The 25,916-nt window shown below is 61.2% G+C and carries 22 protein-coding genes and 2 pseudogenes; 13 read left to right on the forward strand and 11 right to left on the reverse strand.

Translation table 11 applies throughout. The features are described 5' to 3' along the window. The 6 genes from RA21_RS19180 to RA21_RS19205 form a co-directional block, all read left to right on the forward strand. Positions 1–183: NAD(P)(+) transhydrogenase (Re/Si-specific) subunit beta (locus RA21_RS19180; protein ID WP_039151883.1), on the forward strand; the 183-nt coding region annotated here is incomplete at its 5' end. A 25-nt stretch (positions 184–208) separates the two neighbouring features. After that, a complete protein-coding gene (locus RA21_RS19185; protein WP_039151885.1) occupies positions 209–1,528 on the forward strand; it encodes an aspartate aminotransferase family protein in 1,320 nt (439 codons plus the stop codon). 65 nt (positions 1,529–1,593) lie between these two features. Further along, a complete protein-coding gene (locus tag RA21_RS19190) occupies positions 1,594–2,844 on the forward strand; it encodes a Zn-dependent hydrolase (RefSeq protein WP_039151887.1) in 1,251 nt (416 codons plus the stop codon). Between the two features lie 5 nt (positions 2,845–2,849). Further along, positions 2,850–4,310: a dihydropyrimidinase gene (gene hydA / locus RA21_RS19195; RefSeq protein WP_039151951.1), complete on the forward strand. Its 1,461-nt coding sequence runs from the start codon at positions 2,850–2,852 to the stop codon at positions 4,308–4,310. A gap of 91 nt (positions 4,311–4,401) precedes the next feature. After that, positions 4,402–5,892: an NCS1 family nucleobase:cation symporter-1 gene (locus RA21_RS19200; protein WP_039151889.1), complete on the forward strand. Its 1,491-nt coding sequence runs from the start codon at positions 4,402–4,404 to the stop codon at positions 5,890–5,892. A gap of 67 nt (positions 5,893–5,959) precedes the next feature. Continuing rightward, on the forward strand, positions 5,960–6,253 hold the full coding sequence (locus RA21_RS19205; RefSeq protein ID WP_039151890.1) for a DUF1330 domain-containing protein: 294 nt from the start codon (positions 5,960–5,962) through the stop codon (positions 6,251–6,253). Positions 6,254–6,378: 125 nt separating this feature from the next. Here RA21_RS19205 and RA21_RS22705 read toward each other — a convergent pair whose 3' ends face one another. Next, complete coding sequence (locus tag RA21_RS22705; RefSeq protein WP_152610591.1) at positions 6,379–6,570, reverse strand: hypothetical protein; 192 nt, start codon at positions 6,568–6,570, stop codon at positions 6,379–6,381. Between the two features lie 131 nt (positions 6,571–6,701). Here RA21_RS22705 and RA21_RS19210 point away from each other — a divergent pair. Further along, a pseudogene (locus RA21_RS19210) lies at positions 6,702–6,902 on the forward strand (integrase); the annotation flags it as partial. 4 nt (positions 6,903–6,906) lie between these two features. Here RA21_RS19210 and RA21_RS19215 read toward each other — a convergent pair. The 4 genes from RA21_RS19215 to RA21_RS19230 are packed head-to-tail and all read right to left on the reverse strand — an operon-like array spanning position 6,907 to position 11,074. Further along, entirely contained in the window at positions 6,907–7,896 is a 990-nt protein-coding gene (locus RA21_RS19215; RefSeq protein WP_039151892.1) for a glycosyltransferase, read from the reverse strand. Beyond that, positions 7,893–8,891, reverse strand: a complete 999-nt coding sequence (locus RA21_RS19220; RefSeq protein WP_039151894.1) for a glycosyltransferase family 2 protein — start codon at positions 8,889–8,891, stop codon at positions 7,893–7,895. Before RA21_RS19220 ends, RA21_RS19215 begins: the two co-directional genes overlap by 4 nt. Positions 8,892–8,911: 20 nt before the next feature. Continuing rightward, positions 8,912–9,835 (reverse strand): glycosyltransferase family 2 protein, encoded by a 924-nt coding sequence (locus tag RA21_RS19225; RefSeq protein WP_039151896.1) that lies wholly within the window; start codon positions 9,833–9,835, stop codon positions 8,912–8,914. 3 nt (positions 9,836–9,838) lie between these two features. Beyond that, positions 9,839–11,074, reverse strand: a complete 1,236-nt coding sequence (locus tag RA21_RS19230; protein WP_019296433.1) for an oligosaccharide flippase family protein — start codon at positions 11,072–11,074, stop codon at positions 9,839–9,841. 201 nt (positions 11,075–11,275) lie between these two features. Here RA21_RS19230 and RA21_RS19235 point away from each other — a divergent pair, with 201 nt between their 5' ends. Further along, a complete protein-coding gene (locus RA21_RS19235) occupies positions 11,276–12,472 on the forward strand; it encodes a polysaccharide biosynthesis/export family protein (protein ID WP_036762037.1) in 1,197 nt (398 codons plus the stop codon). Here RA21_RS19235 and RA21_RS19240 read toward each other — a convergent pair. The 4 genes from RA21_RS19240 to RA21_RS19255 form a co-directional block, all read right to left on the reverse strand. After that, positions 12,469–15,000 (reverse strand): hybrid sensor histidine kinase/response regulator, encoded by a 2,532-nt coding sequence (locus tag RA21_RS19240; RefSeq protein ID WP_241483530.1) that lies wholly within the window; start codon positions 14,998–15,000, stop codon positions 12,469–12,471. The two genes, RA21_RS19235 and RA21_RS19240, sit on opposite strands and share 4 nt — an antisense overlap. A gap of 46 nt (positions 15,001–15,046) precedes the next feature. Then, positions 15,047–15,553: a molybdopterin-dependent oxidoreductase gene (locus tag RA21_RS19245; RefSeq protein WP_019296430.1), complete on the reverse strand. Its 507-nt coding sequence runs from the start codon at positions 15,551–15,553 to the stop codon at positions 15,047–15,049. 102 nt (positions 15,554–15,655) lie between these two features. Beyond that, positions 15,656–16,543 carry a UTP--glucose-1-phosphate uridylyltransferase gene (locus RA21_RS19250; RefSeq protein WP_039151898.1) on the reverse strand — a complete coding sequence of 296 codons (888 nt, stop codon included), beginning with the start codon at positions 16,541–16,543 and terminating at the stop codon, positions 15,656–15,658. A gap of 23 nt (positions 16,544–16,566) precedes the next feature. Continuing rightward, positions 16,567–17,958, reverse strand: coding sequence for a WecB/TagA/CpsF family glycosyltransferase (locus RA21_RS19255; RefSeq protein ID WP_039151900.1), 1,392 nt, complete (start codon positions 17,956–17,958; stop codon positions 16,567–16,569). A gap of 247 nt (positions 17,959–18,205) precedes the next feature. Between RA21_RS19255 and RA21_RS19260 the strand changes: the two genes are divergently transcribed. The 3 genes from RA21_RS19260 (at position 18,206) to RA21_RS19270 (ending at position 21,651) form a co-directional block, all read left to right on the forward strand. After that, positions 18,206–18,820, forward strand: a complete 615-nt coding sequence (locus RA21_RS19260; protein ID WP_039151902.1) for a response regulator — start codon at positions 18,206–18,208, stop codon at positions 18,818–18,820. Between the two features lie 132 nt (positions 18,821–18,952). Beyond that, the gene (locus RA21_RS19265) at positions 18,953–20,398 is read left to right on the forward strand and encodes a hypothetical protein (protein WP_039151904.1); all 1,446 of its coding nucleotides are present in this window, start codon (positions 18,953–18,955) and stop codon (positions 20,396–20,398) included. Beyond that, complete coding sequence (locus RA21_RS19270) at positions 20,395–21,651, forward strand: capsular biosynthesis protein (RefSeq protein WP_039151906.1); 1,257 nt, start codon at positions 20,395–20,397, stop codon at positions 21,649–21,651. Before RA21_RS19265 ends, RA21_RS19270 begins: the two co-directional genes overlap by 4 nt. A gap of 211 nt (positions 21,652–21,862) precedes the next feature. Here the strand turns inward: RA21_RS19270 and RA21_RS22420 are convergent. Next, positions 21,863–22,661, reverse strand: a pseudogene (locus RA21_RS22420) (IS5 family transposase). Between the two features lie 512 nt (positions 22,662–23,173). Further along, a complete protein-coding gene (locus RA21_RS19285) occupies positions 23,174–23,638 on the reverse strand; it encodes an Lrp/AsnC family transcriptional regulator (RefSeq protein WP_019295395.1) in 465 nt (154 codons plus the stop codon). A 102-nt stretch (positions 23,639–23,740) separates the two neighbouring features. Here RA21_RS19285 and RA21_RS19290 point away from each other — a divergent pair, with 102 nt between their 5' ends. Further along, positions 23,741–24,790: a diaminopropionate ammonia-lyase gene (locus RA21_RS19290; protein WP_039151910.1), complete on the forward strand. Its 1,050-nt coding sequence runs from the start codon at positions 23,741–23,743 to the stop codon at positions 24,788–24,790. Between the two features lie 24 nt (positions 24,791–24,814). Continuing rightward, positions 24,815–25,864, forward strand: coding sequence for a TRAP transporter substrate-binding protein (locus RA21_RS19295; RefSeq protein ID WP_019295392.1), 1,050 nt, complete (start codon positions 24,815–24,817; stop codon positions 25,862–25,864). Positions 25,865–25,916: the final 52 nt, after the last annotated feature.

Consider the following 25,916-nt stretch of genomic DNA (forward strand, 5'->3'; position numbering starts at 1 on the left):
CCGATCGCCGGCATGCCGGTCTTGGAATGCTGGAAGGCGAAACAGGTGTTTGTCTCCAAACGCGGCCAGGGCACGGGGTATTCCGGCATCGAGAACCCCCTGTTCTTCAAGGAAAACACCCGCATGTTCTATGGCGATGCAAAGCAGAGCCTCGATACGCTGCTGAACCAGATTGCGGCCTGAACACTCTCAAGAAAAGGATTTGGATATGACCACTGATCCAAAACGCGCAAACGCCATGGACGCCTATTGGATGCCGTTCACGGCCAACCGGCATTTCAAGCAAAACCCGCGCATGGTCGCTGCCGCTGAGGGCATGTATTACACTACCACCGACGGGCGGAAGGTGATGGACGGCACCGCGGGCCTGTGGTGCGTCAACGCAGGCCACGCCGCGCCGCGGATCACCGAGGCGGTGCAAAAGCAGGTGGCGGAGCTGGATTACGCGCCAGCCTTCCAGATGGGCCACCCCAAGGCCTTTGAGCTGGCAAACCGGCTGGTGGAGCTGGCACCGGGGGACCTGAACCATGTGTTTTTCACAAATTCCGGCTCGGAATCGGTGGAGACCGCGCTGAAGATCGCGCTGGCCTATCACAAGGCCAAGGGCGAGCCGGGCCGCACCCGGCTGATCGGGCGCGAGAAGGGCTATCACGGGGTCAATTTCGGCGGCATCTCGGTCGGCGGCATCGTCAACAACCGCCGCCATTTCGGCAGCCTGCTCACCGGCGTCGACCACCTGCGCCACACCCATGATCCGGAGCGCAACGCCTTTACCAAGGGCCAGCCGGAGCATGGCGCGGAGCTGGCGGAGGATCTGGTGCGGCTGATCGAGCTGCACGGGGCCGAAACCATTGCCGCGGTGATCGTCGAGCCGATGGCGGGTTCCGCCGGGGTGATCCTGCCGCCGAAGGGGTACCTGGAGCGGCTGCGCGAGATCACCCGCGAGCATGGCATCCTGTTGATTTTCGACGAGGTGATCACGGCCTATGGCCGCCTGGGCCGCGCGTTTGGCGCGGATTACTATGGCGTCGAGCCGGACATGATCACCACCGCCAAGGGGCTGACCAATGGTGTCATTCCGATGGGCGCAGTGATGATCAGCAGCGAGATCCACGATGCCTTCATGACCGGCCCCGAGCACATGATCGAGCTGTTCCACGGCTACACCTACTCGGGCAACCCGGTCGCCTGCGCGGCGGCGCTGGCGGCGCTGGACACCTACCGCGAGGAGGAGTTGTTCGAGCGCGCGGCGGCGCTGGAAGGCTATTGGACCGAAGCGCTGTTCAGCCTGAAGGGGCTGCCGCATGTGAAGGACATCCGCTGCTCGGGCCTGGTGGGCGCGGTGGAGCTGGAGCCGGTTGAGGGCCTGCCGACCAAACGCGCCTTTGACACCTATCTGCGGGCCTGGGACAGGGGGGCGCATCTGCGCACAACCGGCGACATCATTGCCATGTCGCCGCCGCTGATCATCGAAAAATCTGAAATCGACGAGCTGATCGGCATCCTGGCCGAGTCGCTCATCGCGTGACCAACCGGCTGCCGGTCCGCCGCGGAGGAGCGTGCGGGGCCGGCAGCCGCCAAGGGAGAGACAACATGAAAGACGTGCAAAGCAACGCCCGCATCAATGGCAGCCGCCTGTGGGATTCGCTTATGGAAATGGCGCAGAAGGGCCCGGGGGTGCGCGGCGGCAACAACCGCCAGACGTTGACCGATGCCGACAAGGAAGGCCGCGACCTGTTCAAGCGCTGGTGTGAAGAGGCCGGCATGACGGTGGGCGTCGACAGCATGGGCAACATGTTTGCCCGCCTTGAGGGCGCCGAGCCGGATCTGGACCCGGTGATGATGGGCAGCCATCTGGACACCCAGCCGACGGGCGGCAAATACGATGGCGTGCTGGGCGTGCTGGCGGGGCTTGAGGTGGTGCGCTCGATCCGCGATCAGGGCATCACCCCGCGCCGTCCCATCGTGGTGGTGAACTGGACCAATGAGGAAGGCACGCGGTTTGCTCCCGCGATGCTGTCCTCGGGTGTTTTTGCGGGCGTTCATACGCAGGACTGGGCCTATGCGCGCGAAGATGCGGAGGGCAAGAAGTTCGGCGAGGAGCTGGCTCGCATTGGCTACGTGGGCGACGAGCCGGTAGGCAGCCGCAAGATGCACGCGATGTTCGAGCTGCACATCGAGCAAGGCCCCATTCTGGAAGCCGAGGGCAAGGACATTGGTGTCGTCACTCACGGCCAGGGCCTGAACTGGCTTCAGGTGACGCTGACAGGGCAAGAGGCGCACACCGGTTCCACCCCGATGCCGATGCGCCGCAATGCGGGCCTTGGCGCGGCGCGGATCACCGATCTGGTGCATGAAATCGCGATGAGCTACCAGCCCGACGCTGTCGGTGCCGTTGGCCACTGCGACTATTACCCCAACAGCCGTAACATTGTTCCGGGCAAGGTGGTGTTCACCATCGACTTCCGTTCGCCCAGCTTTGACACCCAGACCGATATGGAGCAGCGCCTGCGCGAGGGTGCGGCGAAGATTGCCGAGGAGCTGGAACTGGAGCTGGAGATCAAACGGGCAGGGCATTTCGACCCGGTGACCTTTGACGAGGGCTGCGTCGATGCGGTGCGCCGGGCGGCGGAGAAGCTGGGCTATTCGCACCGCAACATTATCTCCGGCGCGGGCCATGATGCCTGCTGGATCAACAAGGTGGCGCCGACCGCGATGGTGATGTGCCCCTGTGTCGATGGCCTTAGCCACAATGAGGATGAGGAAATCAGCCGCGAATGGGCGGCGGCGGGGACCGACGTGCTGCTGCATGCCGTGCTGGAAACCGCAGAGATCGTGGAGTGAGCGGCATGAGTCAGAGAACCGTGATCAAGGGCGGCACCATCGTTGCCGCCGACCGCAGTTATGAGGCAGATGTCGCCATCGAGGGCGGCAAGATCGTGCAGATCGGCGCGGGCCTGAATGGCGATAAGGTTCTTGATGCCGAAGGCTGCTATGTCATGCCGGGCGGCATCGACCCGCATGTGCATCTGGAGATGCCCTTCATGGGCACCCATTCGGCGGATGATTTTGAAAGCGGCACCCGCGCGGGCCTCGCTGGCGGCACCACCATGGTGGTGGATTTCTGCCTGCCCAGCCCCGGCCAGTCGATGCTGGCGGCGCTGGAGGCCTGGCACGCCAAGTCGAAACGCGCCTGCGCCGACTACTCCTTCCACATGGCGGTGACCTGGTGGAGCGAGCAGGTGTTCAACGAGATGCAGCAGGTTGTGGATCTCGGCATCAACTCCTTCAAGCACTTCATGGCCTATAAAGGCGCGCTGATGGTGGACGACGACGAGCTGTTCGACTCGTTCCGCCGCTGCGCCGCGCTGGGGGCGCTGCCGATGGTGCATGCGGAAAACGGCGATGTGGTTGCCACCATGCAGCAGAAGCTGCTGGCCGACGGTATCACCGGGCCGGAGGGGCATGGGCTGTCGCGCCCGCCGGAGGTTGAGGGCGAGGCCACCAACCGCGCTATCATGATCGCCGACATGGCGGGTGTGCCGCTGTATGTCGTGCATACCTCCTGCGAACAGGCGCATGAGGCGATCCGCCGGGCACGCCAGAAGGGAATGCGGGTCTTTGGCGAGCCGCTGATCCAGCATCTGGTGCTGGACGAAAGCGAATACCGCCATCCCAACTGGGACCACGCCGCGCAGCGGGTGATGTCGCCGCCATTCCGGGACAAGGCGCATCAGGACAGCCTGTGGGCCGGTCTGCAGGCAGGCTCCCTGCAGGTTGTGGCGACCGACCACTGTGCATTTACCGTGGATCAGAAACGCTTTGGCATCGATGACTTCACCAAAATTCCGAACGGCACCGGCGGCCTTGAGGACCGGATGCCGGTCCTTTGGAACGAGGGAGTGAATACAGGCCGATTGACTCCGAACGAGTTTGTCGCCGTCACCTCCACCAATATCGCCAAGATCCTCAATATCTACCCGCGAAAAGGAGCGATTGTGGAAGGCTCCGACGCCGACCTGGTGGTGTGGGATCCCAAGAAATCCAAGGTGATTTCTCCAGAAACCCAGCAATCGGTTGTGGAATACAACGTGTTCTCTGGCCGCGAGGTCACCGGCCTGCCCCGCTACACGCTCAGCTGCGGCGAGGTGGCGGTAGATGACGGCACCGTCTGCGCCACCCCGGGCCACGGGCGGTTTGTGGACCGGCCCGCGTACCCCGAAGTCAACAAGGCGCTGTCCAAGTGGAAACAGGTGACTGCGCCGCGCCAGGTCGTGCGCTCGGCTGAAAACATGCCGGCCTGCGTCTGATCATACCCCCGGCACAGGCCGGGGGCTTTCGCATCTGCGGCCCTGTGGAGGACGGGGCGGCAGTAAGCCAATAACAGGGAGGAAACTGAAAATGGCTGATATCACCAGCGGGTTTTCCGCATCCGGTGCCGAGGCGCCGCCGCGGACCGATCTGACCGGGATCGACCCGGAACTGTATAACGAGGACCAGCTGCCCACAACGGCGGCGGAACGCACCTGGGACTGGCTGGCGATTGCCGCGCTTTGGGTCGGTATGGTGGTCTGTATCCCGACCTATCTGCTGGCCTCCTACCTGATCGGATCGGGCATGAGCTGGGACCAGGCGGTGCTGACCATTCTGGCGGCCAATGCCATCGTGCTGATCCCAATGGTGCTGGTTGGCCATGCGGGCACCAAATACGGCATTCCCTTTCCGGTGCTTCTGCGCTCGTCCTTCGGACCCAGCGGCGCCAAGATCCCGGCGGTGGCCCGCGGTATCGTTGCCTGCGGCTGGTTCGGCATTCAAACTTGGGTTGGCGGTTCGGCGATCTTTGTGATCCTGAACACCCTCACGGGCGGCGCGCTGGCGGGCGAGGCGCTGCCGGTGCTGGGCATCAGCGCGGGCGAGTTCATCTGTTTCCTCGCCTTCTGGGCGCTGCATCTCTACTTCATTGCAAATGGCACCGAGTCGATCCGCTGGCTGGAGACCTATGCGGCACCGTTCTTGCTGGCGATGGGGCTGGCACTGCTGGCCTGGGCCTATGTCAACGCGGGCGGCTTCGGAGAGATGCTGTCGACCCCCAGCGCCTTTGATCCGGGCCAGCCGCAGGAAGGCCAGTTCTGGGTGGTGTTCTGGCCGAGCCTCACCGGCATGATCGGCTTCTGGGCGACGCTGGCGCTGAACATTCCCGACTTTACCCGCCACGCGCGCAGCCAGAAGGACCAGCTGCTGGGCCAATTGGTCGGCCTGCCGGTTCCGATGGCGCTGTTTGCCTTCATCGCCTCTGCCGTGACCTCGGCCACTGTAGTGATCTACGGCGAGGCGATCTGGGATCCGATCCAGCTGTCCGAAAAGATGGGCGGATTTTCGGTGATCATCGCGCTATTTGCCCTGATTGTAGCGACGCTGACCACCAACCTGGCGGCTAACGTCGTGGCGCCAGCGCACGGGTTCTCGAACTTGGCGCCGAGCAAGATCAACCTCAAGCGCGGCGGCTACATCACCGCGGGCATCGGCATCGCCATGTTCCCCTGGATCCTGGTGAACCACATCATCGGCTGGCTGATCGCCTATTCGGCGCTCTTGGGTCCGATTGCGGGCGTGATGCTGGCGGACTACTACCTGCTGCGCAAGACCAAGCTGGAAGTGGCCGATCTGTTCAAGATGAACGGCATCTACTCCGGCAGCAACGGCACCAACTGGGCCGGTGTCTGGGCGCTGGTGATCGGCATCCTGCCGAACCTGCCGGGCTTCCTGGCAGGTGTTGGCCTCACCGCCGGTACCTCGGACTTCTTCGCCACGATCTATACCTATGCCTGGTTCGTGGGCCTGTTCGTGGCCGGTGCCGCCTATCTGGTGCTGTCGAAGATCCTGAACAGGTAAGACAAGGCTCCGGAGCGGAAAATCCGCTCCGGCGCGTGCTGCAGACATTATTCTGAAAGAATGCCCAATGCCCAAAGCCTACTGGATTGCACATGTCACGGTGACGGATCCCGAGCCCTATGCCCTTTATGCCGCCGGGGCGACGGAGGCTTTCCGAAAGTTCAACGCGCGGGTGCTGGCGCGCGGTGGAACCTGCGAGCAGCTCGAAGGCGACGGCCATCTGCGTAATGTTGTAATCGAGTTCGACACGCTGGAGGCCGCGCTCGCCTGCTATAATTCGTCTGAATACCAAGCTGCAAAAAATCACCGCATTGATGCGGGCATCGCCAACATCGTGATTGTTGAAGGCGCTGATGCCTGACTGAAAAGGCTCACCAAAGGCATCCTGATATCCAGGTGGAAGGCAATTGCTGTTTTCCACCCTCTCTAAAAAGGGCGACCCGGGGTACCGAGCTGTCTGTACCCCCAGCTAGCTTACTTACACCGTCAGCTGCCTTGGCCGAGGTTGCTGACGGGCGGAGTATGGTCTTTGAGTCTTGTGGCATGAATTTTTAGTTTCGGGTTTTCTTCCCCCGACATGAACGGCATGTTTCGCAGCCGCAATGCGGCGGTAAGTTTGTCGCTGTTGCCGCAACTTCCGCGCTGCAAGCGCACGCGGCGGGAAAATCCAAGGTACATGCTGGGCTCACTGCCGCCGAATGCATCGGCAGAAATGGTGTTCTCGGATGACTTCCGAGAACAGGCATCCACTCCGCTTGTACGATGACATCGTCAGCGCGGTAATGATGTCTGGGGTTGGCGGGAGCACTATGCCAAGAGTCCAACTTCCCGCTGTCATCCCGAAACGAAGAGCCTGGAACAAGGGCCGGATCATCGGCCAGAAACGGCCACTGTTGCCGAAACAGGTCTGGGCGATCCGCGCGTGGCTCGAACTGGCGGGCAACCTGCGCGATCTAGCACTGTTCAACGCGGCAATTGATAGCAAGCTTCGCGGGTGCGATCTGGTGAAAACCCTCACTGTGAAGCAATGACAGGAGACAAAAACAGCGATTTCCAACAGTCGAAAAAATGACTTTCGTAGTTGTGAGCGTGCCTTGGCCCGCGGGGGCGCGGTGGTGCTGCAAAAAGCTCTTCTAATGCGCTCTGCCAGGGTTTAATTCCTGCGCCGTCAACCAGTGCGGCTCCATGGGGCAAGTGATCCGTAAGTCCATCGACGTTGCTGACAAGCAGCCTGCGTTCCGCTGCCAGGGTTTCAATCGCAACCAGCCCGTAGGCTTCCCATCGCGAGGGCATCATTACTGCGTCAAGACCAGCCATGGCCGCCACCGGGTTGGAAGAAAAGCCTTTGAAATGTATGCGGGGATCGTCGGCGGCAAGGTCGCGGAGCAACGTCTCCTCCGCCCCCTGACCATAGATATGAAGGGCAATGCCGGGATCGCTGAGTTCGCGGAAAGCCTTGATCAGGATATCAAATCCCTTCTGCGGTTCCAGCCGCCCAATGGCACCGATTGTCTTTACCGCGCCCTCTGGCGGTGCCAGTTCCCGGAAAGCAGACAGATCAACGCAGGAGGGAATGACATGCAGGGCGGCCGGCCGCACGAAACCCTCATCCCTCAGCCACTTCCCCTGCGCGGCACTGACGGCAACGACATCGTGGAACAGGGCATATGAAAGCTTGAGGAGAGCGCCGAACCGCCGTTTCCGCCTGACATTTTGAGCTGTGAAGCACTTGGTGTAGCTGTGCTCGACATGAACAAGCCGTGCTGTGGGGTTCATGACACGCAAGGCGGCCAGCAAGGGGAGAAGGCGCCAGCTGATCGCAAGATGCGAAACGATCACATCCGCTTCCACCCGCCCTATGCAAAGCCTGTTCCGTTTCACCTCCAGCAAGCTGTGATCAGCCTCGCGCGTAAGATCAGGCGTTGTCATCATGTGACTGATGACGCGCATCACTCCGCCTGCAGTGGTGTCATCAACCAAGTGGGTTACACGGATAACGGTCATGACATGGCCTCGTTCCGGTGTGCCCGTGCGGCCAGTTTCATTGTCTTTCGCAAAGCCTTCGGCCCGGTCACGGCAAGCAGCGCAGTCGCCGCCAGGGTTGCCCCGGACTTCAACGGCTCCTCCCAAAGCGGCCGCAGGGAGCAGGCAAGCCACGCCCTGGCAAGACGTACTGCGCGGCGGCTGTCCAGATCGCTGATGGCGCGCCGGTTGAGGTAGCGGAGCTGATATGCCCGCGCCACTCCTGTTTCTTGCGCAAAAAACTTGGGGTTGGTCTGTGACAGCTTACGAACCATCCGCTCCCAGGCGGCAAGCTGGCGGTCAGTCGCCGCCGAAAGCCCGCCTGAATTGATCCGGTAGCGTGTGAGCAGGCCCGGGATCCCTTCGAACGCCCAGTTGGTCGTCAAGGCAATCCGCAGCCAGCATTCGATGTCCTCGGATTGGCGGAAAGTCTCGTCGAAATACCAGTCGCGCTCGGTCTCGGACCGGGGCCGGAAGGCGATTTCGTCAAACACTGCTCGCCGGATCACGGCCGCAGATCCGTTTCCGACCGGGTTGCGCTTGAAAATGTGTTTGGCGTCGATGTTTTGCAGCCGCGGCCGCTGCGCCTGGCCCGTAAGGGCGCCATCTTCCGAGATGAAAGCAGATCCGGCATAGCTTATGCCTACCTGGGGGTTGGCCTCCAGATGGCTGATATGGCGGGCCAGCTTCTCCGGCTCCCACATGTCGTCTGCGTCGCAAAACGCCACCACATCGCCCTGTGCGCCAGCAATACCCGAGTTGCGCGCTCCGGCAAGGCCGCGGTTTTTCTGGTGGATCACGCGAAAGCGCGGATCGCTGCAAAAACCCGCCGCAATCGCGGCAGTTGTGTCCGTGGAGCCGTCATTGACCACAATGACCTCAAACTCCGTACAGGTTTGCCTCTGCAAGGAAAGAAGAGTGTCAGCGAGCGTTTTCTCGGCATTGAAAGCGGGAACGACAATCGATGTGAAGGCCATGGTTGTGAACCTCGAAAAAGTTAACGGGAAAACAGGTTCCGGCGCAGGGGCCGGGGCAGGAACGGCGCCAGCAGTGAGCCGGCCAAGGTCAGGCCGCCCCTGCGGAACGGGGAAAAAAATCCGCGCGGGCTTTTGAGAATGCCGGACACAGATTGTTTCAACGCATAAGCCGGTGCCCCATTCAGACGAAGCGCCCGGCGGGCAAGGTAGCGGTGGTGAATGGCATGAGAGGCGGCGCTTGGAACCACGCCAAAACCGGCGGCAGTTGCAATTGCCTGTTCACGGCCTGCCCGCATTGCCTCAAGATCCGTCGACAATCCGCCAACGGAAGTGCGGTAGTAGGTATGCAGGCTGTCGATTCCGGTCACCCGCGCGCCGCCGCCAACCAGGCGGATCAGCCACTCCAGATCTTCGTTGTGGACCATTGCCTCGTCAAAGCCGCCGCTCGCCGCAAAGACCCTGCGCCGCACGGCAAAGTTGGACATGGTGCAGACCGGGTTTTCCCCGAGCAGCATGGCGATGGTCAGATCCTGCTCGGGAACTGTTGAAAACACGCTGGCATCTGCGGGGGTGGCGCGGAAGAAACCGATCCGCCCATAGGCTCCATCGGCGGCCCCCTGCCGGAAGCTCGCACGGAGCTGCGATAGCTTTTCCCGGTGCCAGATATCGTCCGCATCGCAGAACGCGATCACATCACCGCAGGCGTGCTCCATTGCGCCGCAGTTGCGGGCCGCACTGGGGCCCTTTCCGGGGTTTTGCACCAGCTGGATCCGGGCATCGGCAGCGGCAGCGGCCCGCACCAGGGCGCGGGTCTCATCCGTGGACCCGTCATCAACCACGATCGCCTCCCAATCGGCGCAGGTTTGAGCCTGGAGCCCGGCCAGGGTTTCCCGAATCGTGGCGGCAGCGTTGAAGCTGGGAATGACAGCGGAAATATATGGCATGTCTCAAACCTCTGCGGTGCGGTGGCGGAAGGCCCTGGAAAGGGTTGGCAGCGATGCGCCCGTCATCATCAGCGCGGCGACAACGGCATAGCCTGTGGCGACCGCTGTCAGACCATGGGGCGCAAGCAGGCAGGTGTTCAGTATCAGCGCCCCGGTGGTGGCAAGCGTGACCCGGAATTCCTGGCCCGGCTTGCCGTTTGCCCGCAGCCAGCCCGCGGTTGCGGACCACAGCGTGGTCGGGATCGCAACCAAGCACAGGATCGACACAACACCTTCGATGCCTTTCCAGCCCGCCCCGAACAGAACCGGGACATAGAGCGGTGCCAGCAGCGACTGCGTGATGACAGCCGGTGCGATGATCCCGATCGCCAGCAGCACGCTTTGGCGCAATGCCTGCAGCTTGTCGGCGCTGGCGCAGAGATGCGGGAACAGAACAGTGGAGAAAGCCACGGTGAAGGAGTTGGATAGGCTGAGACCGGCATTGAAGGCCATGAAATAGAGGCCAAGCGTCTCTGCCCCCATCAGCGCGCCCACGATCACCTTGTCGGCCTGCAGGCGCAGCGCCTTGACCAGTTCGACGCCCAGAACCGCCCACCCATAGGCTAGGAACGGGCGCAGCGGTGCATAGCCTTGGGACGGATCGGGGCTCCAGGGATGCAGGCGGCGCATTGCGACCAGCCAGAACGGCGCTGTCAGCAGGCGCGGCAGCACCAGCACCAAGGCGGACGGCCAAAGCAGCGCCATCACCACCGACATCAGGTTTGACGCCACTATCTGTGTGCCCGAAATGGCTGCAGTCTGGCGCAGCTTTCCTGCCCGCATGGCGAGGCCCGCCTGCACCATCCCGGCGGGCATGAACAGGTATTCACCCGCCAGAAGAAGCACCAGTGCCAGCAGCATGACGCTGCCGCCGCTGGCATAAAGCACTAGCCCCGCCAGCGACTGAAGCAAAAACAATCCGACGCACCAGACCCAGAAAATACGGTGCGCGGTAGCACAGGTCTGCTGCAGCTGAGCCTGCGGGGCCGCGATGATCTTTTGAATGACGCCATTTTCCGTCAGCGACTTGACAATATCGGCCGCCGCCAGGGCTGCCGCGGCAATGCCGATCTGATCCAGGTCGAGCGTGCGCGCCACTGCGACAACCACCAGAAGCCGCGAAACCTTTGCAGCCGCCTCAGACGCACTGTAGGCAAAGAGGTTCTTTGCGAAGGAGGGAATTTGAAAGGTGCGGGGCATCGGGACCTGTCCATAGAGCTGTTGGATCAAGTCATAGCGGGCTGGAGAACCTGCTGTCCCTTGCCCCCAGGGACAGGGCAATGGTGCAACAGAACTGTTCCATATCCGAAAGGATAGCGCTGCGATATCAACGGGCTCTCGACCGCTGTGGCCGAATTCCGTATCACCAGTACAACCCGCAGTGATCCCGCGAGCAGTTCAATGAAGAAACCCCTCAGAAATGGAACGGCAATTCTGGCGATCTTGTCTTTGAGCGGCTGCGCGCAGATCGACCCGCCAGACAACCTGGAGCCGGTTGCCTCTGGTGACGGGTATCAGGCGCAATACCGTGAACCGGAGGTGTCCCGCAGCGAATCCGGTTTTCTGCAGTCTCAGACAATGAACGAGTCCAGGTGCCGCCCCGCCGTCGGCGGAACCGGCGGCAAGGGCGCTGGAACAGCGCAGGCTGCGTTGGCAGGCGAGCGGTTCACCCGCAATGACCTGGTGAACGTGCGTGTCGGCGATGATGAGACCTTCAATGGCGACTACGTTATCTCGCGGGATGGCACGCTGAAGCTTCCCTTCCTTTCACCGATCCGTGCGCAGGGCCGAACGGCCATCCAGATCGAGGAGGACATTGCCGCGAAACTGATCGCCGAAGACTTCTACTCTGACCGGCCGCGGCTGTCGGTCCGGGCAGCTGATTTTGCCTCGGTCACGGTCGGTGTTTCAGGAGCTGTCTTTGAGCCTAAAGCCGTAGAAATCGGCGGTGTTCCAGGTGACGAAGTGGATTCCCGCAGGCAGGGCGCACTGGGGGCCTCGACCGAAGCGCGCAACCTGTCTGCCGCATTGCGTGCGGCAGGCGGGGTGCGCCCGGATGCGGATATCTCGGCAGTCGAGGTGCGGCGCGGCAGCAGCCTTTACCGGCTGGACATGCGCGGAGTGTTCGAAGGCCAGAATGCCGTCGATATCATGCTGCTGACAGGCGATCAGGTGCATGTGCCCAGCCGCGGATGCTTCCAGGAAGACCTGATGCGGCCCAGCCCCATCAGCCCGCCGGGGGTGACGCTTTTCTTGTCGAACCTCACCCAGCCGGCCGCCGGCAACGCGCTCTCCGCCATTGGCCGCGAGGTGCGCGAGTTTCCCTATGGCACACGGTACCTGCAGGCGGTGGTGGACACCAACTGCGTGGGCGGCGCCCGCGCCACCAGCGCGCACCGGTCCTCTGTTCTGTTCTCCCGCAATCCGGTCACACAGGTGTCTGTCGTCATCGAGCGGAGGATCGAAGACCTGCTGCGCCGCGCTGACCGGGACGATTATGACCCCTTCCTTTTGCCCGGGGATGCCATTGCCTGCTATGACAGCACAATCACCAACCTGGGAGAGGTCGGCCGCCTCATCGGCGCCTTCAACTACTAAGTCAGGTTGAGCACCGGTTTGGTGGCAGCCCAGGCCTTCCTCAACGGGCTCAGCGCGCCTTCGGCCGCTTGGCGGTCCTGGCTGAGCGCCGCTTTCTCAAGACGGATCAGCGCACTGCGAAGCTCCGGAAGCCCGAAGGTTGCGGCGCTGCCGGCAATCCGGTGGGCTTCGACTGCGGTTTCATTCGTAGCCAAATCCTGCCCGTTCTCAAAATCTTTGAGGAAGGCTTCCATTTCAGCTGCAAAGCGGTTCAAGAGGGGGAGCAACGCCTCGGCTCCAACCGTTTCTTCCAGTTCAATCAGTTGCTGAGACCGCAGCGCAGCAACTTCCGGTGCTGGCGGAGCTGGGGAAGGGTGGTCTGCAATCAATTGCAACAGGCCTTCACGCGTCAAAGGTTTGGTCAGCACATCATTCATGCCGTCTTTCAAAAAGGCTTCCTGCTCCTCGGCCATCGCGTTTGCGGTCACGGCAATAATCGGCGCGCGCGCTGACGCGCCGCTGCCAGTCCGGATCGCCCGCGCGGCGCTGCGCCCGTCCATGACCGGCATGCTGATATCCATCAAGATCAGGTCAAAGCCCGTTTCTTCTGCCATCTCGATCGCTTCCCGGCCGTTGTGCGCTTCGGTCACAAAATGCCCCTGTGCTGTCAGCATTTCCCGGGCGACATGGCGATTGATCTCGTTGTCTTCCACCAGCAGGACATTTGCCCGCTTCCTGGCGGGCGCAGTAAACCGGGCCTCTCCCTTCGGCTCAGGCGCCGCAATGGCCTGAACAGGGAAGCTGACATCAAAGACACTGCCTTCTCCCGGAGTGCTTTCGACAGTGATGCGGCCACCCAGCGCTTTCACAAACCGCTGGGCAATCCCCAGACCCAGCCCGGTTCCCCCGACTTCCCGGTCATAGGAGCTGTCTCCGGTCGCGAAATCATCGAAGATATGCGGCAGCAGGCCCGGGTCGATACCTATACCTGAATCCCGTACCGAAATGCACAGGATGGTCTTTCCCTCCTCAGCGGCACTGGCCTGAGCGGTGATGGAGATCCGCCCGTTTTTCGTGAACTTGACTGCATTGCCGACGATGTTCATCAGAATGTGCTGAATGCGGTCCCGATCCGCGTGAACCCAGTTGAGCGGTGCCCCTGTCCAGCCCCACTCCAAAGTGCTGCCGTTGCCCGCCGCTGCACCGCTTAGACTGTCCACGATGTCCTTCAGCAGAGTGCTGATATTCATGTCCACCATGTGCAGCCGCAGTTTGCCCGCGTCGAATTTGGTAATGTCCAGAACATCCGAAATATGGCTCATCAGCAGTTTGCCGGACGTCTGCATGTTTCTTATGTAGCGGGACTGCTTGGCACTGAGCCGGGTTTCCTCGAGAAGGGTCAGATTACCCAGCAGCCCATTCAACGGGGTTCGGATCTCATGGCTCATGGTGGCCAGGAAATCGGTTTTGGCTTTCTCGCCGGCCATGGCACGGTCGCGGGCCAGAACAAGCTCGGCCTCTGCTTGCACCTGACTGGAAATATCACGCAGGAACGCGATGAAGATTTCCCCGTCCTTGGTGTCCGCCGCCTGTATGGCAAGCTCCACGGGGAAAACTTCGCCGTTCGCCCGCTTCGCTTCAAGCTTGAAGCGCCCACTTCCAACAACACGCTTTTCGCCTGTTTCACGCAGGCGGGCCATACCGGCCTGATGCGCAGCCCTGTGATGTTCGGGCACAATCAGCTCGCCCAGATCGCATCCTACTGCATCTTTCGCGGAATAGCCGAAAATCTGTTCGGCAGCGGCGTTGAAATCCGTGATGCGCCCTGACGTATCCGCCACGACCACCGCGTCAAGAGACGTGCTTGTCACGATGTTCATGCGCTCACTGGCTTCGATGACTTGTGTCCTGCGCCGCACGTTCTGAGCGTTCAGCACAGCCAGGTAACAGGCAAGCACGGCGAGCGCTGCCACCAGCGCGGCAATGGCAATCGCCAAATGCATCAGGGTGCCCGAAAAGGCCTCGCGCCGGAAGTCGGACTCCTCAGCGAAATAGTTGAGGCCGGATACGGACAGCCGCCGCACATCCGGGCGGACAGCCCCGGTTTTCTGTTCCAGCGCAGGCAATAGGGCGGGCAAGGCACCTTCATCGCTGTCAATCACAGGGACGGCGCGGTCGAGGAAGGCTGCAACTGTCGCCAGATTGGCCGCGAACGTTGGAACTGCGCGCAATTCGCTGTAGATGGATGCCTGCTGCAGCGTGCGTATTCGGCTGAAAAAGACGTCGAACTTGCGCCGGAGGCTGCGAATGTCCGGGCTGTCGCCCTGCAGCGCCCGCGCCAGTTCAAGTTCGAACTGGAGAAACTCCACCTCGGTCTGAGACAGGTTCCATTGAATGTTGTCGGAACTGGCAGAGTTCAGCCGCGTGATGTCGCGGGACACATTCAACGCCAGAAATGCAATGGCTGCGAGGCCCAAAAGGGCGGGCAGCAAAAAAGCAGCCAACCGTAGCCACATCTTTCTGCGTTTTGTGCCGGCCATTGCCATCATCCTCAAATGCAGGCAGCCAAGCCAAAAGCGCCGGGTTCAGCGCTCGCTACTCAATCACTTCGATGCGGTCGAGCTGCCAAATGCTGCGGGAATAAACCACCTCTGATTGATATTCGGTTTTGCTGTCATAAGGGTAAACAATCCAGAGCGGCCCCTTGTCACGCACGGACATTTCCTCGCCGTTGTGCTTGTAGGCAATGATCGGGCCCCCTTCGACAGCATCCGCCAGCGGGATGTCCACCGAATAGTCGTTGATGGCGGTGGCCCGCAGCGTGGTTCCGGTGATGCCCAGATGGTCAACCAGCTGATTCAGCGGCACGCCTTCAAAATGCTGCACGCCCTGCGTCCAGATTGTCGACGTTTCAAACTCCACGGCACCCAGTCCTTCCAGCATGGCCAGATCGAATTGCGCTGCTTCCCCTGCGTTTTCCGCTTTCGGCGTGCCAGATACCTTCAGCACCACCTCTCCGGCTGGCTGGTCCAGATTTCCCGCTGCCAGCGGCTGCGCGGCGAACACGGAAATTGCAACTATCTTGAGCGCTTTAAAAAGCATTGCGCGGCCTCCTTTGATGATTGACCCAGATATGGCACGACGTGGCGCGGGCGCCAAAAGGTTAGACGGATACCCGCCTATCCTTTCGAATAGGTCCGGCAATCATGCCGCCTGCAGAACCGGGGCGACACGCCCGGCAAGAAAGCCGGACAATTCATGAGCCAGTTCCGGCCGGTCCAGAGCAAAGGCCGCCGTCGCCTGCACAAATCCTTGCACACTGCCGCAGTCGAACCGTTCGCCGTCAAACCGGAACCCGGTTACACCTGCTGAGGGAAGGTCCGCGTTGATGGCGTCCGTCAGCTGCAGTTCTCCGCCTGCGCCTGGTTCAATCGCAGCCAATGCTTCGAATATCGAAGGCTCGAGAATGTAACGGCCGACGACGGCATGTGTTGATGGCGCCTGCGCAGGATCCGGTTTTTCCACCATTCCGCGGGCGTGAGCGAGTTTTCCGGCCTCCCTTGCGACATCCAGGATGCCGTAGGAAGAGGTCTGCTCGCGCGCAACTTTCATGGTTGCTACCATGTGGCCGCGGCTTACGGCATGCGCCTCCACCATCTGGCGCAGCGCTCCGCGCGGCGCGCGGATGACATCATCGGGCAGCAGCACGGCAAAGGGTTCGTCTCCTACCAGGCGTGCGGCCAATCCCACAGCGTGGCCAAGGCCCAACGGCTTGCTTTGGCGAACAAAGGACAAAGCCCCCTCCGGCATCCGCGTCAGAGCAATGGCATCCAGAGCAGCAGTCTTACCGCGCGCTTCCAATGTGTTTTCCAGCGCAGCGGCAGTGTCGAAGTAATCCTCCAACGCGCCCTTGCCTGCGGCAGTGACAAAGATGAATTCCTCAATCCCTGCCTCCCGCGCTTCGTCCACCGCGTATTGGATCAGTGGTCGGTCTACCAGCGGCAGCATTTCCTTGGGGATGGATTTGGTGGCAGGCAGAAAACGGGTTCCCATGCCGGCAACGGGGAAAACGGCTTTGCGGATATGTGTCATGGCTTGTCTCCTAAATTAATGGGTCAGTAGGCGCCGCGGCCAGAAACAACCGCGCCAAAGGTTCTGAGGATGAGCTGGAGGTTCAGTTTGAGCGAGCGGGCCTTAATGTAGCTGAGGTCCATCTCGATCATTTCCTTGAAGCCGACAGAGGCCCTGCCTGACACCTGCCAGACACCGGTGATGCCCGGTTTGACCTGCAGACGGCCAAGCGCACGGGGCGGGTAATCTGCAACCTCGCACGGCAGTGCCGGGCGGGGGCCGACGATAGACATATCCCCGCGCAGCACGTTGAACAGTTGCGGCAGCTCATCGATGGAGCTCCTGCGCAGCCAGCGGCCGACACGGGTGACCCGCGGATCCTGGCGCGACTTGAAGCAGAGGCCGTCCCGGTCCGAGCCGTGCAGGATCTCCGCGCGCCGGGTTTCCGCATTTGCCGTCATCGAGCGGAACTTGAACATGGTGAAGGTCTTGCCGTTCAGCCCGACCCGGGTCTGTTTGAAGAGTGCGGGTCCTCCGCTGTCCACCCTGACCGCCAGAGCCGCCGCAAGCAGCAGCGGCGACAGCATCAGCAGGGCCAGAACCGCAACTGTGATGTCCAGACCGCGCTGCTGGACGTCGGCGAGGCGCTTCTGCCGCAGTGCAGCCAGTCCGGAATGAGCCAGGAAGCTGACGTTACCGGTCAGGTAGCGGCGTGCCATCCGGCGTGGCTCCATCGCCAGCCGCCAGCCCCACTCCATCCTTGCAGCCCTGACCGGTTCCGGCGCCCGTGCAACCGAGCCCGACAGAAAGTCGAACAGCGCGCCGACCCCTAAAGTGAGATTGGCTGTCAGGTCATTCGCATTGCGGTGCAGCCACAGCTCCTGCATCGGCACGCCAAGCGCAACCAGAACGATGTCGGCGCCGCTTTCGTTGATGTCCGCAACAACCGCTCTAGTGTCCTGCGCTCCGGAAAACCCATCGCGGGTGCCAGCAATACGCAGGCCGGGAATGTCGTAGACCAGCCGCGCCGCGGCTGCATCCGCAACGCCCGGCCGCCCGCCGAACAGGTAGACCGATTTGCCCATGCTGGCCGCACGCTGCAACAGCTGCGGCACAAAGTCGGTGCCGTTCAAATTGGTCGTCAGAGAATGACCGGTGAACTTTGCCGCCAGTTCAACTCCGATGCCATCAGGCAGAAGGATATCCGCCCCGGCGACAGCCTCGGCATAGTGCGGGTCGCGGCGGCGGATATTGCAGCAATGCGCGTTCATGAAGAAAGCGCGCCGGCGGCCAGGCGACAGCAGCTTGGCAGCAGCCTGATCAGCGCTGCTGTCAACCAGATGGAGGTCCAGAGCAGGCAGGTAAGCCGTGTTCAGAAGGTCGGTTTTGACTGTTGGGGCAGCACCGAAACTGGAAGAGGAATATGCAAGTGTCATCTGCTAAGTCCTTGAGCTGTCATTGGTTGCTCTCAGACTGTTGCAGGCGGCCGCTCCTCTCAACGGAGCGGGAGGACAGGTCGCGGGCCCGTTGGCATCCCCGGCTTGCCTTGCGGCGTGCGAATCTATCCGCCCGGATCAAAATCTATCCAAATGCTTTCCAAGCTGCGGCGAATACACACGACTTTTGCCGTGCAAGCGCCGCATTCACGCGTTACGTGTAGAGGCAGGGATCAAGGAGCATGTTATGAGAGTACTGATTGCCGATGACCACGACCTGCTGCGTGACACGCTTGTTCTGTTCCTGGAAGGCCAAGGTTCCTTCAAGACCAGTACCGCGGCGGATCTGGATCAGGCATGCAAGCTGATCGAGACCGAAGATCCCTTTGATCTGATCCTGCTGGATCTGAATATGCCCGGCATGAACGGGCTGGCCGGCCTCAAGCGGGCGATGGCCATGAGAAACGGGCAGCGGGTTGCCCTGATGTCCGGTGCGGCCACCCGTCAGATCGCTGAACAGGCGCTGGAGGCCGGCGCCGCCGGGTTTGTGCCAAAGACCCTGCCGGCAAAATCAATGATCAATGCAGTCAAGTTCATGGCGATGGGGGAGCAATATGCACCCATTGATTTCATGACTGCCGCAGATCCGGAAACAGACCACCCGCTGGCGGAGAAGCTCTCGCCGCGGGAGCTTCAGGTTCTGAAAGGCCTGACCGAGGGCAAGTCCAACAAGGAAATCGCCCGCGATCTGGACATTACCGAACCGACCGTGAAGCTGCACATGAAAACGCTGTACCGCAAGCTGGAAGTGGCAAACCGCACCCAGGCAGCACTGGCCGCGCGTGAGGCGGGGCTTTTCTGACTGCCTGCGGGAGGCGCAGCCCTAAAACCTACTCCAACGGATAGCCGCGAATACGGATGCGCACCGGGATAGCCTTGCGCGCAAGCGCGGCGGGTAAGGTGCCGGGATAGTCTCTGGTTGAAGGAGACTGACATGCTGCAGAAACTTGCCGGAAAATTTGATGCTCCGCGGCGGCTTTGGCACCGGAAATCTCTCCGCCGCATCATCGTCGGCGGGCGTTTGGGCGACACCAGCCGCATCCGCCGCTACCTGGCATTCTTGCTGCTTGGGCTGGCACTCGTCTGGGCGCCGATCAACGGTTATCTGCAAACCGCACCGCTTGCCTTCAAATCGCATGCGTCGCTCATCCTGCCAGGGTCCGGGGCGTCAGCCTCAATGAACCTCAATGGTATTGGGCAGGCGTCTTCCTATGCCAATTCCGCATTTGCCAGCAACTCCGTCAGCCCGACCGAAACATACAAGCGCCTGATTGGTGCTGACCGTATCCTCGCCGCGGCTGCCAGCGCGATGGGGCTGACACGCCGTGAATTCGGCAAGCCGCGGATCCGGCTGGTGGATCAAACCAGCCTGATCCACGTTGAAATGACAGGCCCCAGCGCAGAAAACGCCCAGCAGCGCGGCAATGCCCTGCTGCAGGCTTTCTTCGAAGAACTGGACGCGCTGCGAAAGGATGAGCAAGCCACCCGCGAGGACAGCGGTCTGGCCGCCATTGGTGATTACCAGAGTTCAGTTGCTGCCACACGCTCTGACATCGGCAAACTTCAGAAATCCTCCGGGCTGCTGTCTGGCGAGGAGTTCGATGCAATGGTCGAAGACACCCGCGAACTGGAAGGCCGGGTTGAGGACATTGCCGGTATTCTTGAGGAAAAGACACAAAGCGTTGCCGCGCTTGAGCAAACCTTGGGCATCCAGGCCTCCGCCGCGGCCGCAACCCTGAAACTCTTTGCCGATGCAGACTTCCTCGCTCTGGAAGACGAAAGCGCCATCCATGCTGCAAAACTGGCCGAAGCCCGTGCGTCCTACGGTGAAGGGCACCCGAAGGTGCAAGCCGCACGTGCAGCCCAGGCTGCGGCGGAACACAGTGCAAGCCAACAGGCAGCGGCAGTGACAGGTATCCAAATTGATGAGCTGAAAAGGCTTGATTTGGCCCCGGACGGGGCGCGGGCAGAGTTGTTGGCTCAGCTTGTGCGGATGGATGCAGAGCGCATGGGCACAGCCCGGCAGTATGAAGCTTTGGCTCAGCGTCTGGTGTTCGAGCAGACCCGGCTGCAACAACTGGCGGCTAGCGCAGCACGGCTGAAGGATTTGCAGCGAGATTTCTCTGTGGCTGAAGCAGTGTTTGCTTCTGCCATCGCCCGAACCCAGTCGACGAAATCGGATGTTTATGCCTCATACCCGCTGGTTCAGATACTCGAAAACCCGTCCCTTCCCGAGCGCCCCTCGTCGCCTGACCGTAAGCTCGCCTTTGCCGCCGGGGCAGCGGCCACCTTCATGCTTGTGATCGCGCTGCTGCTGGGCTGGATCAGATCCGCTGTCATCGGCCGTCTTCTGGCCGCGCCCAAGGCAGCCGAAGCATGACCCTGCAAAACCCGGCAGAGCGGATGATCTACCGCTCCATGGTCCTGACTTGGCCCTTCTACGCCGTTGGTGCGCTATACGTCGTGGGCCCGGTTCTGGCCTGGGTTCTCGCCGCTCTGGCGGTGCTGGCACTCTACCTTGGCCCAGCGTTCCGGCCCGACTTGCGTGCTACCGGTCCGGTTCCGGTGCTGATCTGGGCCTGGATCATCGGCATGGCCATTTTGCTGATTGCGCTGTGGATCGGGCACCTCGACTGGGGGCTCGGCCTCAAGAAGACAATCAAGTCCTCGATCGGCTGGGCCAAAGGCTGGGCTCTGCTGGCGCTGTTCCCGCTGGTTGGTGCGGCGCTGCCGATCCGCCGCGAGGTCCTGATCCGCGGTCAGTGCGTGATCGGGGCCTGGACGCTGGCGCTGGCACCGGTTCTGCTGGCAGCGCCCTACCTTGGCCTGCCGGAACAGATCTTCACGTCGCCGTTGAAGGCAGTTGGCGGGCCGGGTCCGGAGTATTTCAGTGTCTACCTGTTCACCTATGATCCGGCCAGCTGGACACCGCGCTGGCAATTCTACGCCCCCTGGTCTCCCTTCGCGGCCCTCTTGGGCGTCATCATGGTGCTGTTTGCGCTGGAAGAAAAAAACCGAAAGTGGATGCTGGCCGGTGTGGTTGCCGGGGTCCTGATGATTTTGGCGTCAAAATCTCGAATGGGGCTGGTGGGGCTGGTGGCCTGCACCGTTGCGCCGCGCATGATGCCCCTGATCCTGCGCGGCTGGGCCTGGCATGTAACGGCAGGGCTGACCGCCTCATTGGCCATCACCGGCGGAACCTTGGCGGCGCTGGTCGCGGATGCGGTGGCCGCGTTCAAGGGGGCCCGGGCAGACAGCACCCGGGTCCGCGAAACACTGCAGCGGATCGCCAGCGAGCGCTGGCAGACCGAAGCCTTCTGGTTTGGCCACGGCACAGTTCAACCCGGGTCCCATGCCGTGGAATACATGCCCATCGGCAGCCATCACACCTGGTACGGGCTGCTGTTCGTTAAGGGGGCTGCCGGTTTTGCCGCACTGCTCATTCCGCTGGTTTGGCACATCGGCTTTGTCATGGCGGATGCAGCAAAACACGCGCGCGGCCGCCTGCCGCTGGGAATACTGATGACAATGGTGCTGCTCTCTTTCGGGGAGAATATTGAAATCGAAGCCTATATGCTTTGGCCGGGCCTGATCTTGCTTGGCGTTCATCTTCGCGAAGCCGGGGCGGCTTAGGCCAGTAGCGGTTTCCTGCTGGAAGAATTCGCCCGGGTCGCTGATACCGCTGCAGCTTGCTTGAACGGCTGATCTCCGAGACAGCGGCCGTTCGCCTGGTCGGGCTTGGACTAGCAGTGAGCGGGACGAAGCCGCCGTCGACAGTTCTGAAATTAATGCCTGCTTGTCTGCATTTTGCAGTTGAACAGATGCTTCGCATTAGGGTCAGGGTTCATAGCCAATAGCTGACCATTGCTGCGAGGGCGATTGCTGATGGGAATACCTTCGGGCACGTATCGTATCGGGTCGCCACGCGCTGCCAATCCTTCAACCTGCCAAACATGATCTCTATCCGATTGCGGCGGTTGTAACGGCGCTTGTCGTGTTTCACCGGTTTCTTCCGCTGTTTCCGGTCGGGGATGCAGGCGCGTATCCCTTTGTCTTTCAACGCTTCTCGGAACCAATCAGCATCATGGCCTCGATCTCCCAGCAGCCTTTCCACCCTTGGCAAGCCGCCCACCAAAGCGCGGGCGCCGATGTAGTCGCTGACTTGCCCAGCTGTAACGAACAGGTCCAGCGGGCGTCCCTGGCTGTCGCAGATGGCGTGCAGCTTGGTATTCATGCCGCCTTTGGTTCGACCAATCAGGCGGCCACGCCCCCGTTCAGCAGGGAATTGATCCCCCGGATCAATTCCTGGCCCGCTTCACTTGACGCCCAAACTGGCCGCTGTGCGGTGTGCCTTCAGATAGGTCGCGTCGATCATCACAGTCTTCTCTTCGCCGTGTTCCGCGGCCAGACCGGCCATCATCCGGGCGAAGATACCCTTGTCGCTCCACCGTTTCCACCGGTTGTACAACGTCTTGAGCGGGCCATAGGCCGCCGGAGCATTACGCCACCGCAAGCCATTGCGAATAATAAATAATGCCGCTCAATACCCGCCGGTCATCAACACGCGGCTTGCCGTGGGACTTGGGAAAGAAGGGTTCAAGACGCGCCATCTGCGTGTCGCTCGACCAGAAAAGATCAGACATGTCACCGCTCGTCTTTGGAACCGTGAAACACGCAGACAACCGGAAATCAATGGGTCCTGACCCTACCGGGCGAATTGAGTGGCTTCGGTTCCTATACTGGCGCTGGCGATTTTGAATGACCTCTACTGGATCGAAGCCAGTGAACTCTATCACGAAGACCCTTACTTCTATGTACGCCCCAACTTAGTGGTCAGCCGACTGCTGGGGCAAGAACAAGCTCTACTTCACTCGGGCACTGTGTGCCCGGACCTGAGAACCGTTGGGCCAGACCCTGATGTATCTGAACAAGTACCCCGCTTGCGCTGATCCGGATTTAATGCTGATCATCAAGGACCACTGGCGGGCTCTGTAAATATCAGGGCTTAACCTCGGTGTGCCGCTGGCGATCACCAATTTACCGAGCACGGATTAGGAACCGAAGGTGTTCCCGCCGCTTCGTAGGAAACGAAGCATGCGGCGCAGCTAGTGCGGTAACCGAACCGATGCTCTCAGTCTGCTTGGTACCGGTGCACTCAGATCGGCAATGCCATCCCGACTTTGGTACGCTCCATCGCCACAGAGGTCCGGAACCGGCGCACATTGGAATTCTCAAAGAACAGCCGGTGTGTCAGCGCCTCGAAATCCTGCATGTCCTGGGCGGTACAGATCAGGATGAAATCGGCGTCGCCCGTCACATAATAGCATTGCTGCACTTGGGGATCAGCCTTGGCGCGCTTTCGAAAGTGATCCAGCTGATCCAGCGATTCCCGGTCCAGTTCAACCAGTACCACAAAAGTCATCTTGTAGCTGAAGCGCGCAGGGTTGAGGATAGCGACTTCCTGCTGGATCAGGTCCGACTCCCGCAGCTTCTTCAGCCGCCGCTGCACGGAGGGGACGGATAGAGAACACTCCTGCGCCAGTTGCTCCAGGCCGATTCGGCAGTCTTTCTGCAACAGGCGCAGAATGGTCAGGTCGGCTTCATCCAGATTGGTTGTCATGAGTCAAACCCGCCACTGCAGCCATTCAGGCAGAGAAATTTTATCGACCATACCGCCGATGATGAAAAATTCAAGCAATCGGCCTGTGGTAATTTCCTGACCATGGAACATTCAGACACTCTCAGCTTCAGCCCGGCTTTCGAACGCGCCCTAGACTTCTTCCAGGCGCAAGAAAATTACGAGGCCTCACCGCTGCGCACTCTGCGCGGCCCGAATGATGTAACCGTTCTGGCCAAAGACGAAACCGGCCGGATGGGGCTTGGCGCCTTCAAGGCGCTGGGAGCGCCTTACGCGGTCGCACGGATCCTGGCCCAGGCCTGGCAGCAGCAGACCGGCGAGACGTTGCCGCTGGAGCGCCTGAAGGACGGCGATGTCCGCGCCTTTGCCGCAGACTATACCTTTGTTTGCGCCAGTGCCGGCAATCACGGGATGGGTGTTGCGGCCGGTGCCCGTGCGACGGGCGCCAAGGCGCGTATCCATCTGGCAAAAACTGTACCGGAAAGCTTTGCCGGGCGCCTGCGGGAGCTGGGTGCAGAAGTGGTACGCTCCGGTGATGTTTATGACGAAAGCGTTGCTGCGGCGATTGCTGACGCCGGGGAGAGCGGTGCGGTGCTGCTGGCTGACGGAACCTGGGAAGGCTACACCGAGATCCCGAAATGGGTGATGGAAGGCTATTGCGTCATCGCCGAGGAAATGCGGGCAGAGTTTGAAGCCTCCGGTAATTGGCCCACCCATGTTTATCTGCAGGCGGGTGTCGGCGGCCTGGCGGCGGCGATGGCCTATATGATCCGCCACAACTGGGCCCAGCAGCCCGAGCTGATCGTGGTTGAACCTGACGCGGCGGCTTGTCTGCAAACCAGCCACAAAGCCGGCGCGCCCATCCGCGCTGATGGCCCTGACTCCAGCATGGGCCGGCTCGACTGCAAGGAACCCTCGATCGTGGCCTGGCACGCGCTGGAAAAAGCCGGCGTGTCCTACGTGACACTGTCGGAAGAAGAAGGCGAGGCCGCCGCCAGCGCGGTCGCTGCCCTCGGCATCGAAACCACCCCTTCGGGCGCAGCCGGATACGGCGCGCTTTGCAAAGGGGCACCAGTTCCTGATCAAGGCAAGGCATTCCGCCCCCTAGTGATCATTTCGGAAGGCGCCGCTTAGGCGGCGAAGGAGAGGACTATCCACATGACTAACTTCACCCGCAAGCTGCTGTCATCGGCAGTGCTGGTTGCCGGCCTGGCAACATCAGCTGTCGCGGACACCTGGAAATTCGCGTCTGAGGAAGACAAAGGCGACGTCCAGGACATCTTTGCCCAAGCCTTTGCCGACAGCATCAAAGAGCAGTCGGACGGCGACATCAAGGTGCGTATCTACTACTACGGCCAACTGGGCACCGAGAATGACATTGTCGAGCTGACCTCCAAGGGCACCGTGCAATTCGTGTCCGTGGGTACCGGCCACCTTGGTTCCTATGTTCCCGAGGCGCAGGTTCTGGATCTGCCCTATGTGCTGGGCGGCGACACCGATGTGATCCGCAAGGTGCTGACCACCAGCCCGACCATCTATGAGGGGCTGAGCGAGAAGTTCGAGAAAGTGAACCTCAAGCTGCTGACCATGATTTCCGAAGGCGAGATGGCCTGGGGCGCCAACAAGCCGATCCGCTCGCCGGAAGATTTCGACGGCCAGAAAATCCGCACTTTCACCTCGACCATTCCGGTGGAAACCTACAAGGCATTCGGCGCCAACCCGACGCCGCTGTCCTGGGGCGAGGTCTATGGCGCGCTGCAGCTGAAGACCGTCGATGGCATGGTGAACCCGGTCTACTTCATCTACAACGCCAAGTGGCATGAAGTGCAGGACTACCTGATCTTCCCGGGCCAGCAGCCTTATGTTGGTACAGTGTCGACCAACAGCGAATGGTTCAGCGGTCTGCCGGCCGAGCAGCAGGAGATGGTCCGCACCGCGATCGCAGCAGCGGAACAGGCGGCGCATGACTACCAGATCTCAATCAACGCCGAGAACATGGAAAAGATCAAGGCAGAGCGCCCGGAGCTGGAAGTTGTGGTGCTGACCGAGGAAGAACGCGCCGTGTTCGAAGAGCTGAGCACCACGCTGCATGAAACCTTCTATACCGTTGTCGAAAATGCTTACGGCGACGCAGAGAAAGCCGACGCCCGCGATGGCGCCAAGGCGATCCTGGAAGGTGTTCTCGCAGATGTCGCGGCCGCCAACTAATCCGGCTTACTGAATCTGGAGGGCGCGGCTTCCCGATGAGGGAGGACCGCGC

This window comes from Leisingera sp. ANG-DT, from assembly GCF_000813785.1.
GTDB lineage: Bacteria > Pseudomonadota > Alphaproteobacteria > Rhodobacterales > Rhodobacteraceae > Leisingera.